8 protein-coding genes are annotated in these 10999 nt (G+C 70.1%); 7 read left to right on the plus strand and 1 reads right to left on the minus strand.

Annotated elements, in window-relative coordinates; genetic code table 11:
- Positions 1 to 203: 203 nt before the first annotated feature.
- Positions 204 to 668, minus strand: coding sequence for a peroxiredoxin (locus ICN82_RS20035; protein ID WP_193186774.1), 465 nt, complete (start codon positions 666 to 668; stop codon positions 204 to 206).
- A 126-nt stretch (positions 669 to 794) separates the two neighbouring features.
- Between ICN82_RS20035 and ICN82_RS20040 the strand changes: the two genes are divergently transcribed.
- From ICN82_RS20040 to ICN82_RS20070, 7 genes are all read left to right on the plus strand, one after another.
- Entirely contained in the window at positions 795 to 4100 is a 3306-nt protein-coding gene (locus tag ICN82_RS20040) for a YhdP family protein (protein ID WP_193186775.1), read from the plus strand.
- Positions 4097 to 5170, plus strand: a complete 1074-nt coding sequence (queA, locus tag ICN82_RS20045) for a tRNA preQ1(34) S-adenosylmethionine ribosyltransferase-isomerase QueA (RefSeq protein ID WP_193186778.1) — start codon at positions 4097 to 4099, stop codon at positions 5168 to 5170. Before ICN82_RS20040 ends, queA begins: the two co-directional genes overlap by 4 nt.
- A 125-nt stretch (positions 5171 to 5295) precedes the next feature.
- Positions 5296 to 6570, plus strand: a complete 1275-nt coding sequence (locus tag ICN82_RS20050; protein WP_193186780.1) for an MFS transporter — start codon at positions 5296 to 5298, stop codon at positions 6568 to 6570.
- Between the two features lie 50 nt (positions 6571 to 6620).
- The gene (locus tag ICN82_RS20055) at positions 6621 to 7199 is read left to right on the plus strand and encodes a DUF924 family protein (RefSeq protein ID WP_193186783.1); all 579 of its coding nucleotides are present in this window, start codon (positions 6621 to 6623) and stop codon (positions 7197 to 7199) included.
- A 97-nt stretch (positions 7200 to 7296) separates the two neighbouring features.
- On the plus strand, positions 7297 to 8751 hold the full coding sequence (cysS, locus tag ICN82_RS20060) for a cysteine--tRNA ligase (RefSeq protein WP_193186786.1): 1455 nt from the start codon (positions 7297 to 7299) through the stop codon (positions 8749 to 8751).
- Complete coding sequence (cimA, locus tag ICN82_RS20065) at positions 8751 to 10406, plus strand: citramalate synthase (RefSeq protein ID WP_193186789.1); 1656 nt, start codon at positions 8751 to 8753, stop codon at positions 10404 to 10406. Before cysS ends, cimA begins: the two co-directional genes overlap by 1 nt.
- A partial coding sequence (locus ICN82_RS20070; protein ID WP_193186793.1) for a squalene/phytoene synthase family protein occupies positions 10403 to 10999 on the plus strand: 597 nt, incomplete at its 3' end. The genes cimA and ICN82_RS20070, both read left to right, overlap by 4 nt.

Below are 10999 nucleotides of genomic sequence, written 5' to 3' on the forward strand. Positions count from 1 at the left end.
AGCGGCGGCGCGGCCTGCCCGACCGGCAGGGGCGCGCCCGCGGCACGGGCCGCGACCCATCGCGCGGCATGCTCGCGCGACTTTCCGGTCTTCTCCATCGGGTCGGCGGTGGTCAGCACATCCACCGCCATGTCGCAAAGGGTCATGGTCATGCGCTGCCCTCTAGCCGCAAAGGGGCGGGGCGGGCAAGCGCGGGCAGAGCCTCAGCCGAGCGCGCGCGCCGCCTCCAGCACCGCCTCGGCATGGCCGGGCACCTTCACCTTGCGCCAGACCTGCGCGATCTTGCCCGCGCCGTCGATCAGGAAGGTCGTGCGCTCGATGCCCATGTAGCTGCGGCCATACATGGATTTCTCCACCAAGGTGCCATAGGCCTCGCAGACCGCGCCATCCTCGTCCGACAGAAGCCCGACGCCCAGTCCGTGCTTCTCGCGGAATTTCGCGTGTTTCGCGACCGTGTCCTTCGACACGCCCAGCACGCGGACGCCTGCCGCCTCGAATTCGGGCATCAGCCCGGTGAAGGCGATTGCCTCCTTGGTGCAGCCCGACGTGTCGTCCTTCGGATAGAAGTACAGGACCACGGGCGCGGGCCTGAGCGCCGAGAGCGTGAGCGGATCGCCGCCGTCCTGCGGCAGGGTAAACTCCGGTGCGGTGTCCCCGGTCTCTGGCATTGTGCGTCCTCGCAATTGATACTGCACCGAAGTTCTAGGTGAATCGAAGCAGAATCCAACCCCATGCATCCGCGCCAGCATCAGCATCAGAGCGGCCGCGCCCGCAAGCGGCGGATGCATCGGCGGATGCTGAAGGTTGCCGGACGGCTGGTGCAGACGGCGGTGATCCTGGGCACGGTGGCACTGGCGGGGGCAGTGACCTTCGCCGTCGTCGCGCAGGAACGCCCGGTGCCGCTGGGACCGTGGATCGGACGGCTGGCGGGCGACCGGATCCAGGACCGGCTGGCCGAGGACGGGCTGTCGGCGGTGATCGGCACCTTCGAGCTGACCCTGCGTCCCGGGCTTGTCCCCGTGGTCGAGGCGCGGCGCCTGGCGCTTTATCGCCGCGGCGAGAACGTGCCGCTGGTGGCGCTCGATGCCGCCGACCTGGTGATCGATCGCGGGGCGCTGCTGCGCGGGCGGATCCTGCCCGCCGCGCTGCGGCTGGAGGGCATGCAGGCGCAGCTGATCGCCTCGGGCGGGGGGGTCAGCCTGGGGGCGGGGCGCGCGGTATTCATCGATGCGGTGCAGCATCCCGGCGAGGGGCTGGCACAGCTGCGCGCCATCCTCGACAAGCCGCGGTTTTCGCAATTGCGCGAACTGGGCGTCTCGGGGATCTCGCTGCGCGTCGAGGACCGGGTCAATGGCTGGGCCTGGCTGAACGGCGATGGCGATCTGCTGATTTCGCGCCGCGGCGACGAGATGAGCCTGGACCTGCGGCTGGCCGGTCCGGGAGAGGGCACGGGACCGGGGACGCTGGCGCTCGGCATGCAGGCGGACCTGGCGCAGGGCACGGGACATCTGCGTCTGGCGGCGCGGGGCCTGAACCCGGCGCAGCTTCTGCCGGGCGAGGGCGGCATCCTTGCGCCGCGCGACCCGCCGCTGGCCGATCTGCCGGTCTCCGTCGTGCTGGAGACCGAACTGGGGGCCGGCGGACGCATCGCGCCGCTGCGGGGGCGGCTGGCGCTGGGGGAAGGGGATCTGCGCCTGGGCGGCGACCGGGTGGCCCGGGTGACCGGCGGCGGCGCCGAAATCACCCTCGACCCGGCGCGGACCCTGCTGCGGCTCGATGATCTGCAGCTGCAGAGCGACCTGGCCGCCTTCCGGGGGCGTGCCCGCATCTGGCCGGGAATGACGCCGGCCGGCGCGGTCTCCACGCTGACCGCGCAGTTGTCGCTGGAGGAGGTGGCGCTCGACCTGCCGGGGGTCCTTGCGGCGCCGGTGGCGGGGGCGCGGCTTGAAACCGCGCTGCGCTATGATTTCGCCGCGCGGCGGGCGGAACTGGCCCCGGGCTGGCTGGTCGCCGGGGAGGCAAGCCTGCGCTTCCGGGGCGATCTTCGCGCGCCCGATCCGCTGCGCTGTGCCGCCCCCGACACGCCCAGCCGCAGCTTCCTGCCCGATTGCTGGCGCCTGTCCCTGGATGCCGCCGCCCGCAGGCTGGACACCGCGGCGGTCAAGGCGCTGTGGCCACCCGCGCTGGAGCCGCCGACCCGGGCCTGGGCCCTCGACAACATCCACGGGGGCAGCCTGCGCGACCTGCGCCTCGCGATGCGGCTGGGGCCGTCGGGCAAGCCCGATACCGCGCTGACCTTCACCTTTGCCGACGGGGCCGTGACCGCCGATCCGGGATTGCCGCAGATCTCCGGGGCCGACGGGTTCTTCTCGTTGCAGGACCGGCAGATGGCGGTGGCGCTGGATCATGCGCGGATGACCGCCCCCGATGGCGGTGCCGTGGCGATCCGCGGCGGCACCGTGGGAAAGGCCGACACATCGGTGAAGGAGACCCCGCTGGCGGTTGCGGGCCATGTCGAGGCCGCCGCCTCCAGCGCGCTGTCGCTGCTTTCCCTGCCGCTTCTGGGCGGGGCGGAACTGCCCGTCGCGCCGGAGGAGGTCGCCGGGCGCGTCGCGCTGGATCTGGGGCTCGAGGTGCCGATGGGGCCGGGGCGCGAAGAGCGGCAGATCGGCTACAGCGCCACCGGCCGGATCACCGATGCCGCCAGCGATGCGCTGCTGCCGGGCCGGCAGGTCGCGACGCCGGAGCTGGAGCTGGTCCTGGCCGATCGCCGCATCGCCATCGCCGGTCCCGCCACGCTGGACGGGTTTCCCGCGCAGATCGAGTGGGGCCGCAGCCTGGGCGGGGGCGAGCCGGGCAGCCGTCTGGATTTCTCCGCTTCCGTCAGTCCGGAGCTGCTGGATCATCTGGGCCTGCCGCTGGCCGCGGGCAGCGTCACCGGAACGGGGCGCGCCACGGGCCATGTCGCGCTGATGCCCGGCCGCCCCGCGCGGATCGATCTCGAGGCCGACCTGACCGGCATGGGGATCCGCGTGGCGGAACTGGGCTGGTCCAAATCCGCGGGGCGCGCGGCCAGCCTCGCCCTGGCCGGCAGCCTGGGCGCCGCGCCGGCCTTCGACCGGCTGGCGCTGAGCGCACCGGGGCTGGAGGCGCAGGGACGGCTGTCGCTTGCGCAGGGGGGCGGGATCGCGGCGCTGGACCTGTCGCGGGCCCGGCTGGGCGGCTGGCTGGATGCCGGGGTCAGCCTGCGCCCCGGCGCGGGCGGGACGCGGGCGGTCACGGTGTCCGGGGGCACGGTCGATCTGGGCGGCCTGCCGAAAGGCGGCGGCGGCTCCGGCGGCGGCACCGGCGCGACGGAGGTGACGCTGCGCGACATGCGCATCCGGGTCTCGGACCGGCTGGCGCTGAGCGGCGCCGAAGGCCGGGTGGATCTGGCCGGCGGTGTCGCCGGACGGGTGTCGGGCCGGGTCAATGGCGGCACGCCCTTGCGCGTGGACCTGACCCGCGCCAGCCCCGGCCCGCGCATCCGCATCCGCGGCGAGAATGCCGGGCAGGCGGCGCGCGATGCCGGGATCTTCGCCAAGGCCACCGGCGGGGCGCTGGATCTGCGGCTGGACCCGACCGGGGCGCCCGGCACGTATCGCGGCGATCTGGCGATCGACGGGCTGACCATCTCCGACGCGCCTTTCGCCGCCAGCCTCCTGTCGGCGATTTCCGTGGTCGGCATCGCCGAGCAGGCGGGCGAGGGCGGGCTGCATTTCGGCGATGTCGAGGCAGACTTCCTCTTGACGCCGGAGCGCGTGGTTGTGAGCCAGTCAAGCGCGACGGGACCGAGTCTCGGCCTGTCGCTGGACGGAACACTCGACCTGGAACGCAAGACCATGGACATGCAGGGCGTGATATCGCCATTCTACTTCGTCAACCGGCTGGGCGCCGGCATGACGCGCCCGGGCGAAGGCCTGGTCGGCATCACCTTCAAGCTGGCGGGCCCGCTGGATGCGCCGCGGCTGAAGGCCAATCCGCTTTCGGTGCTGACGCCGGGCTTCTTCCGCGAGATCTTCCGCCGCGAACCGCCGCAGATCGTGGAGACCGGGCAATGAAACTTTCGGATTTCGATTTCGACCTGCCCGAGGACCGCATCGCCACGCGGCCCGCGCGGCCGCGCAGCTCGGCCCGGCTGCTGCTGGTGGAGGGGGCGGAGGCGCCCTTGCGCGACCTATCGGTCTCCGATCTGCCGGACCTGCTGCGCGCAGGCGACCGGCTGGTTCTGAACAATACCCGCGTTCTGCCCTCGCGCCTGTCGGGCACGCGCCGCCGCGCCAGCGACAGCGGCACGGGCGCGGCCGCCATCGAGGTGACGCTCCTTGACCCGCAGCCGCAGGAAAACGTCTGGACCGCGCTGGTCAAGCCGCTGCGCAAGCTGCGCGACGGCGAGGCGGTGGAGTTCGGCCATGGCGTGCGGGCGGTGATGCTGGATCGCGACGAGACCGGCATGGCGCGGCTGCGGCTGGAGCATGGCGAGGCGACGGCCGAGGCGGCGCTGGCCCTGGTCGGCGCGATGCCGCTGCCGCCCTATATCGCCGCCAAGCGTCCGGCCGACGACCAGGACCGCACCGATTACCAGACCGTCTTCGCCCGCCATGCCGGGGCGGTGGCGGCCCCCACGGCCAGCCTGCATTTCGACGCGCCGCTGCTGGAGGCGATCCGCGGCCGCGGCGTCGATTTCACCGAGGTGACGCTGCATGTGGGGGCGGGGACCTTCCTGCCGGTGAAGGTGGAGGACCCGACCCGGCACCGGATGCATGCCGAATGGGGCGAGGTCAGCGAGACCGCCGCCGCCGAGATCCGCGCCACCCGGGCGGCGGGCGGGCGGGTGATCGCCGTCGGCACCACCGCGCTGCGCCTGATCGAGAGCGCCGCGCGCGAGACCGGAGAGGTGCGCGCCTTCGCCGACAAGACCGACATCTTCATCTATCCGGGCTTCGAGTTCCGCGCCGTGGACGGGCTGATGACCAATTTCCACCTGCCGAAATCGACGCTGATGATGCTGGTCTCGGCGCTGATGGGGCGCGACAGGATGCTGGACGCCTATGCCCATGCCGTGGCGGCGGGCTACCGGTTCTTCAGCTATGGCGATGCGTCGCTGCTGCTGCCGTCAACCCGGCGGTAACGCGGGACGGGTAGGCGGGATGCCGCCCCGGGGCGAAAAAACCGCTGCCCTGTCGCTTTTGGCATGGCAAACCGTTACCGCGCCCCGTTAGGGCAGGGAAAAACGCTAGCCGAAAGAATCGCCCCATGTTCCGCGCCTTCGTGATGTCCTGGCCCCTGTTCCTCGGGATCTTCCTGCTGATGGTCGGCAACGGGTCGCAGGGCACGCTGCTGGGCATCCGCGGGGGGATGGAAGGTTTTTCCACCTTCGAGCTGTCGCTGGTGATGTCGGCCTATTTCGCGGGCTTCCTGGGCGGCTCGCAGCTGGCGCCCGAGATGATCCGCCGGGTCGGGCATATCCGGGTCTTCGCGGCGCTGGCCTCCTTCATCTCGGCGATCCTGATCCTCTATCCGACGATCACCGATCCCTGGGTCTGGATCGCGCTGCGGGTGGTGTTCGGGTTCTGCATGTGCGGGGTCTACGTGACCGCCGAAAGCTGGCTGAATTCCTCGACCCCCAACAACCTGCGCGGCCAGACCCTGTCGCTCTACATGATCGTGCAGACCTCGGGGATCGTGCTGGCGCAGGGGCTGTCGATGCTGGGCGACCCGGCGCAATACGTGCTGTTCGTCGTGGTGTCGGTGCTGGTCTCGATCAGCTTCGCGCCGATCCTTCTGTCGGTGACGCCGACGCCGACCTTCGGGTCGACCAAGCGGATGGGGATCGGGCGGCTGTTCAAGGTCTCGCCGCTGGGCTGCATCGGCATCCTGCTGATGGGCGGGGTCTATTCGGCGACCTTCGGCATGGCCTCGGTCTTCGGCACGCGGGCGGGCTTGTCGGTGTCGCAGATCTCGCTCTTCATCGCGGCGATCTATCTGGGCGGGCTGGTCTGCCAGTTCCCGATCGGCTGGCTGTCGGACCGGATGGACCGCCGCCAGCTGATCCTGGCCGCGGCGGCGGCCGGGGCGCTCGGCGCGGCGGTGCCGCTGCTGAGCCTGAGCTTTCCGGTGGTGCTGCTGGCGGGGGCGGTGATCGGCGGGGTGTCGAACCCGCTCTACGGCCTTCTCGTCGCGCATACGGCCGATTTCCTGGAACCTGACGACATGGCCTCGGCCTCGGGACAGCTGCTGTTTCTGAATGGTTTCGCCGCCGTGATCGGGCCGGTGGTCACCGGCTTTGCCATGGGCAGCGTCGGGCCGAACGGATTTTTCCTTTTCCTTCTCGGACTTTTCGCCATTCTGACCATCTATGCGGGCTATCGCATGACCCAGCGCCCGGCGCCGGATGCCAGCGAGACCGGCGAATTCGCGCCGGTCCTGCCGACGGCGTCGCTGGTGACGATGGAGGCCGCGGCCGAGTCCTATATGGATCAGGAGGAAACGGCCGCGGATGACGACGAGGAAGAGGATCACGCCGCCTGAGCCCGCAGGGGCCATGGCGCGATCCGGCGAGACGAAGGAAGGACAGGGTGATGACCAGCTATCAGGACGTGCTGGATTTCTGGATCGAAGAGGTCGGCCCGGCGGGCTGGTACCGCGCCGAGGACGCGATCGACGCGACGATCCGCAACCGGTTCGGCGCCGCGTGGCACATGGCCCAGGCCGGCGGCCTGCCGGAGTGGAGCGCGACCCCCGAGGGCACGCTGGCGCTCCTGATCCTGCTGGACCAGTTCCCGCGCAACATGTTCCGCGGCGAGGGCCGCGCCTTTTCCAGCGACGCCCAGGCCCGCGCGGTCGCCAAGAAGGCGGTCGAGAAGGGCTGGGACCTGCGCATTCCCGAACCCCAGCGCCAGTTCTTCTACCTGCCGCTGATGCATTCGGAATGCCTCATCGACCAGGAGCGCTGCATCCGCCTGATGATGGAGCGCATGCCCGAGACCGGCGCCGACAACCTGCTTCATGCCCGCGCGCATCGCGAGGTGATCCGCCGCTTCGGGCGCTTCCCGCACCGCAACCCGGATCTCGACCGGAACACGACCGCCGAGGAGGCCCGCTTCCTCGAGGAGGGCGGCTACGGGCAGGTCGTGCAGACCCTGCGGCAGGCGGCCTGACCCCGCCCCGGGCCGGAGCCGCGGCGCTCCGGCTTTTCATCGCTCCCGATCCGGTATAGGTCCGGCAGACCCAAGCCAGACCGCAACGGAGGCCGCGATGGCACAGATCCGCCTGACCAATAGCCGCACGAGGACGCTGGAGCGTTTCGTGCCGATCGACGCGTCGAATGTGCGGATCTATCTCTGTGGACCGACCGTCTATGACCGCGCGCATCTGGGCAATGCCCGCCCCGTGGTGGTCTTCGACGTGCTGGTGCGGCTCCTGCGCCATGTCTATGGCGCGGATCACGTCACCTATGTGCGTAATTTCACCGATGTGGACGACAAGATCAACGCGACGGCGGCTGCGCGCAAGGCGGCCGGCGCCCCCGGCACGCTGGAGGATCTGATCGCCGAGCGGACCGAGGAAACCATCGGCTGGTACCATGCCGACATGGATGCGCTCGGCGCGGCGCGCCCTGATCACGAACCCCGCGCCACCGGCTATATCGCGCAGATGATCGCCATGTGCGAAGGCCTGATCGCCGGAGGCCACGCCTATGAGGCCGAGGGCCACGTGCTTTTCGCCGTGGAAAGCTACAGGGATTACGGCAGGCTCTCGGGCCGGTCGGTCGAGGACATGATCGCCGGCGCCCGGGTCGAGGTCGCGCCCTACAAGCGCAACCCGATGGATTTCGTGCTGTGGAAACCCTCCGATGGCGACCTGCCGGGATGGGACAGCCCCTGGGGCCGCGGGCGGCCGGGCTGGCATATCGAATGCTCGGCCATGTCGCATGACCTGCTGGGCGCTGATTTCGACATCCATGCAGGCGGCAACGACCTGATGTTCCCGCATCATGAGAACGAGATCGCGCAAAGCTGCTGCGCCCATCCCGGCTCGGGCTTCGCCCGCGTCTGGCTGCATAATGAAATGCTGCAGGTCGAGGGCAAGAAGATGTCCAAGTCGCTGGGCAATTTCTTCACCGTGCGCGACCTGCTGGATCAGGGCATCCCCGGCGAGGTGATCCGCATGGTCTTTCTCGGCACGCATTACCGCAAGCCGATGGACTGGACCGAGGCCAAGCGCGAGGAGGCGGAGAAGACTCTGCGCAAGTGGCGCGCGCTGACGAATGGCGTGGAGCCGGGCGAAATCGATGAACAAGTAGTCTATTACCTTGGCGACGATCTCAATACCCATGGGGCTATTCAGGCTCTGCATAAACTGGTGCAAGATATATATCATCACGAGAAGATCGAGCGCGGCGGTCAAGGCTCTGTGTTAGTCAAGTCGAGTGTCGAGTTGCGCGCGAAACTTAAGGCTTCGGCACAGTTGCTTGGTCTGTTGACTGATGAAATCGGTGAGTGGGCCGTTACCGCAAGTGTAGATCTCTCGGCCTACGCCGATGCGCTGGCCGCCGCGCGCGAACAGGCGATGGCGACCAAGGATTTCTCCGCCGTTGACGCGCTGAAATCCATGCTGCTGGCGGCAGGCGTCGAGGTGCGCATGTCGAAGGCCGGGGTCGATCTGTCGCCGAAGCCCGAATTCGACGCCGCGAAGCTGGAGGCGCTGTGATGTCTCCCGAACGGCTGTACCTGTTCGACACGACGCTGCGCGACGGGCAGCAGACCCATGGCGTGCAATTCTCCACCGAGGAGAAGATCCGCATCGCGGGCGTGCTGGACAGTCTGGGGATCGACTATATCGAGGGGGGCTGGCCGGGCGCCAACCCGACCGACAGCGCCTTCTTTGCCGCGCGCCCCGAGACAAGCGCGACCTTCACCGCCTTCGGCATGACCAAGCGCGCGGGCCGCTCGGCGGAGAATGACGAGGTGCTGGCGGGCGTTCTGGACGCGCGCACCCCGGCGGTCTGCCTCGTCGGCAAGGCGCATGATTTCCACGTCACCGAGGCGCTGGGGATCACGCTGGAGGAAAACCGCGAGAACATCGCCGCCTCCTTCACGCATATCGTGGCGCAGGGGCGCGAGGCGCTCTATGACGCCGAACATTTCTTCGACGGCTGGAAGGCCGATCCCGATTACGCGCTGTCCTGCCTGCGGGCCGCCCATGAGGCGGGGGCGCGCTGGATCGTGCTGTGCGACACCAATGGCGGCACGCTTCCCGAAGAGATCGGCCGCATCGTGCGCGAGGTGATCGCCGCGGGCATTCCCGGCACGCATCTGGGCATCCATTGCCATGACGATACCGGCAATGCGGTGGCGGGATCTCTGGCGGCGGTCGATGCCGGCGTGCGGCAGGTGCAGGGCACGCTGAACGGGCTGGGCGAACGCTGCGGCAATGCCAATCTGACGACGCTGATCCCGACGCTCATGCTGAAGGAACCCTATGCCTCGCGCTACCGCACCGGGGTGACGGCGGAGGCGCTGGCCGGGCTGACCCGGGCGTCGCGGCTGCTGGATGACATCCTGAACCGGGTGCCGCTGCGCTCGGCGCCCTATGTCGGGGCCTCGGCCTTCACCCACAAGGCGGGGCTGCATGCCAGCGCGATCCTGAAGAACCCCGCCACCTACGAACATGTGCGCCCCGACAGCACGGGCAATGCCCGCCAGATCCCGATGTCGAACCAGGCCGGGCAGTCGAACCTGCGCCGCCGCCTGGCCGAGGCCGGGATCGAGGTGGCGCCCGGCGATCCCGCGCTGGGACGCATCCTGGAGGTGGTCAAGGCGCGCGAGGCCGAGGGCTATACCTATGACGCCGCGCAGGCCAGCTTCGAGCTGATGGCGCGGGCCGAACTGGGGCGGCTGCCCGCCTTCTTCGAGGTCACGCGCTACCGCGTGACGGCCGAACGCCGCCGCGACCGCCGCGACCGCATGGTCAGCCTCTCCGAGGCGGTGGTGGTCGTGCGCATCGGTGCCGAGACCCATCTTTCGGTCAGCGAAAGCACCGATCTCGAGGGCGCCGATCACGGGCCGGTCAACGCGCTTTCCAAGGCGCTGATGAAGGATCTGGGCGTCTATCAGGGCTATATCGAAGAGATGAAGCTGGTCGATTTCAAGGTGCGCATCACCAATGGCGGCACCGAGGCGGTGACGCGCGTCGTGATCGATACCGAGGATCGCGCGGGCAACCGCTGGTCCACGGTGGGGGTGTCGCCCAATATCGTCGATGCCTCCTTCGAGGCGCTCCTGGATGCGATCACCTGGAAACTGGTGCGCGACGGGGCGCCGGTGGCCGGGCGCGCGGCGGCGCCGGTGGCCGCCCCGGCATGAGCCTCGACGCCTGCGCCGATCTGGTGCGGCGCGGCGACCCGGCGCGCTGGCAATCCCTGCGGGGGCAGCCGGATTCCGTGCGGGCGCGGCTTCTGCCGGTCTATGCCGCCAATCTGGAAATCGCCCGCGCCCCCTGGGTCAGCGCCGAACCGGCGATCGGGCAGATGCGCCTGACCTGGTGGCGCGAGGTGATGGAAGAGATCGCGGCAGGCGGCCCGGTGCGGCGTCACGAAGTGGCCACGCCGCTGGCGGCGGTGCTGGGCGCGGAAGGCGCGCGGGCGCTGGATGCCGCGATCGTCGCGCGCCATCGGGACCTGGATCCCGCGCCCTTCGCCACGGCCGTGGCCCTGATCGAGTATCTGGAGGATACGGGCGGCCAGGTGACGGTCGCGGCCGGGGCCGCGCTGGGGGCGGCGCCCGCGGGCCTGGCCGATGCCGGTTTCGCCGCCGGTCTGGCGGCCTATCTGCGCGCCGTGCCGGAACTCGCGGCGCGGGGGCGTCAGCCGCTGCATTCCCGGGCGCCGCAGGATCTGGCGGAACTGGCGCGCATCGGGCTGGACCGGCTGGCCGCCGCGCGCCGCGCCCGCCCCGGC

This window comes from Mangrovicoccus algicola (genome assembly GCF_014903745.1).
In the GTDB taxonomy this organism is placed as follows: Bacteria; Pseudomonadota; Alphaproteobacteria; order Rhodobacterales; family Rhodobacteraceae; genus Mangrovicoccus; species Mangrovicoccus algicola.

Bases quoted from the DNA above. Each gene is read 5' to 3' on its own strand.
- ICN82_RS20050 (WP_193186780.1), top strand. From the start codon at position 5,296: ATGTTCCGCGCCTTCGTGATGTCCTGGCCCCTGTTCCTCGGGATCTTC.
- ICN82_RS20040 (WP_193186775.1), top strand. From the start codon at position 795: ATGCTGAAGGTTGCCGGACGGCTGGTGCAGACGGCGGTGATCCTGGGC.
- queA (WP_193186778.1), top strand. From the start codon at position 4,097: ATGAAACTTTCGGATTTCGATTTCGACCTGCCCGAGGACCGCATCGCC.
- ICN82_RS20035 (WP_193186774.1), bottom strand. From the start codon at position 668: ATGCCAGAGACCGGGGACACCGCACCGGAGTTTACCCTGCCGCAGGAC.
- cimA (WP_193186789.1), top strand. From the start codon at position 8,751: ATGTCTCCCGAACGGCTGTACCTGTTCGACACGACGCTGCGCGACGGG.
- ICN82_RS20055 (WP_193186783.1), top strand. From the start codon at position 6,621: ATGACCAGCTATCAGGACGTGCTGGATTTCTGGATCGAAGAGGTCGGC.
- cysS (WP_193186786.1), top strand. From the start codon at position 7,297: ATGGCACAGATCCGCCTGACCAATAGCCGCACGAGGACGCTGGAGCGT.